General features: G+C 56.7%; 3 protein-coding genes. All 3 read left to right on the forward strand.

Going from position 1 to position 2,097, the window contains the following annotated elements; all coding sequences use genetic code 11:
• On the forward strand, nt 1-436 hold a 436-nt coding region (locus tag QZZ60_RS11315), incomplete at its 5' end, for a TlpA disulfide reductase family protein (protein ID WP_295641469.1).
• Between the two features lie 5 nt (nt 437-441).
• Nucleotides 442-963, forward strand: a complete 522-nt coding sequence (gene hpt / locus QZZ60_RS11320; protein WP_295641471.1) for a hypoxanthine phosphoribosyltransferase — start codon at nt 442-444, stop codon at nt 961-963.
• 53 nt (nt 964-1,016) lie between these two features.
• Entirely contained in the window at nt 1,017-2,030 is a 1,014-nt protein-coding gene (locus QZZ60_RS11325; RefSeq protein ID WP_295641473.1) for a DUF3426 domain-containing protein, read from the forward strand.
• Nucleotides 2,031-2,097: the final 67 nt, after the last annotated feature.

Below are 2,097 nucleotides of genomic sequence, written 5' to 3' on the forward strand. Positions count from 1 at the left end.
ATCCGCACCGGCGTTCGGACAGGAGAAGAGCGCTCAGCTCAAGCCCGTGCACACCTACGAGCTGCTTGATGAGCTTGCGGCAAATCACGGCAAGGTGATCCTGGTGAATTTCTTTGCCGCCTTCTGCGGGCCCTGCCGGAAGGAGATACCCGAGCTTATGAAGATGCGCACGGAGATTCCCGAAGAAGATCTGCTCATCATCGGCATTGCCATCGATCAGAACATTCGCGAGGCGGATTCCTTCGTGAAGTCCATGGGGATGATGGGAGCCTATCCGGTGTATTACGGCGGCGAAGAGCTGGCCCGGGCCTACAGGATAGACGCCATTCCCTTCAACGTCATCTACAACAGGGACGGACACATAGAGGCGAGCGAGGCCGGTTATGTTCCCGGTCCTGAAATGAAGAAGTTTCTTATGAGTCTCATCAGGCGGTAGCGTTCATGAACGACATGAAGGAAGTATTCAGTGCAGCCGTCATCCGGCGTCGTGTGGAGGAGCTGGCCGCTCAGATAGACGAGGTCTACAAGGGCGAAACGGTGGTGGCCGTCTGCGTGCTGAAGGGGGCGTTTCCCTTCTTCAGCGATCTTGTGCGCGCCATGAAGACGGATGTTCTCATTGATTTTGTTCGTCTGGCAAGTTACGGCGACCGGGCGAGCAGCAGCGACCACGCGCAGATCACCAAGGACGTGGAAATATCGCGGGAAGGCCGCCATGTGCTCATTGTGGAAGACATTGTGGACACCGGCCGTTCCATGGACTTCCTCATGCGGTATTTTTCTTCCCGCGGGGCGAAGTCCATACGTCTTGCCGCACTCATAGACAAAAAGGAAAGGCGGGAGTTTTCCGTGCATTCCGATTTCGCGGGCTTTGATCTGCCCTCGGGATTCATTGTGGGGTACGGGCTGGACTACGCCGAAAGATATCGCACGCTTCCGGCCATTTATGAGCTGCTTGACTGTTGACGCAGGCGGTGTATGGTCGCGATGCGCTATCACATATTGTTGGAGATTGCTTCATGAACGTTACCTGTCCCCAGTGCAATACGATCTATCGTCTGCCGGATGAAAAGGTAAGACCAGGCGCCAAGCTCCGCTGTTCGGTCTGCCGTCATATCTTTACGCTTCCGCTGGAAGAAAGAACGGAGCCTCCCGCCGCCGGCGGGCTTTCTCTCGGGGGAGAGGAAAAGGAGAAGACTCCTCGCGGAAACGGAGGTCTTGAACTCTCCGGAGAGCGTCCGGCAAAGCGTCCGGCTGATCACAGCGACGAAGGAGGGCTTTCCCTCGGTGGTGGTCGAGGCCGTACGTCCCGCAGCGGCAATCTGGCTCTTTCCATGGATGACGCCCATGATACCCGCAGGCAGAAGGAGCATTTTTCGGAAAGACGGCCTTCCCAGGAACTGAGACTTGACGGCTCCGGCAGCGCGGAGGCTTTCGGCGGACTGGACATGCCGCGAAAGAAGCGGTCCATTCTGCCGAGACTGACGAGTTTTCTGGTGTGTCTTGCCCTGGCGGCGGGATGCGGCTGGCTGTGGGAGAACACGCATTATCTGGACGGTCTGAAAGGGCTTGTCGCGCCGTATCTCGGCCTGGAGACAGCCGATCCTTCCGATCCCGTGTCCATGGTAAGCGAGCTGGAACTGCGCGACGTGCGCCAGTATCAGGTGAAGAACGAAAAGGTGGGGAATCTTGTCATCATCGAGGGCAAGGTGAAGAACAACTTTCCCGCGCCGCGCGAGCTCATCAGGCTGGAGGCGGAACTGTACGATGCAAACGGCAACAAGCTCGTTTCGCAGCAGCAGCTTGCCGGCAACAGCATGAGTTCCTTCCAGCTGGAACTGCTCGACAAGGATGAGCTGGACAAGGTGCTCAACAACAAGCTCGACATCGTGGAGGCAAACACGAACGTGCTGCCCGGCAATGAAGTTCCCTTCACCGTGATTTTCGTCAATCCGCCTGCCGAGGCGAGCGACTACAAGGTACGCATTGCCGAGGCGTCCATTCCGAAAGGGCCCGGCAATCTGACGGAATAGTTGCGGCGGTTCTGAGGTTTTTCCCAAAAAAAAACGCTTGCTATTTGTTTTCAGTTGAAGTAAATTA

Source organism: uncultured Mailhella sp. (assembly GCF_905187505.1).
In the GTDB taxonomy this organism is placed as follows: domain Bacteria; phylum Desulfobacterota; class Desulfovibrionia; order Desulfovibrionales; family Desulfovibrionaceae; genus Mailhella.

Coding starts and splice junctions, on each gene's coding strand:
- hpt (WP_295641471.1), top strand. CDS start 442: ATGAACGACATGAAGGAAGTATTCAGTGCAGCCGTCATCCGGCGTCGT.
- QZZ60_RS11325 (WP_295641473.1), top strand. CDS start 1,017: ATGAACGTTACCTGTCCCCAGTGCAATACGATCTATCGTCTGCCGGAT.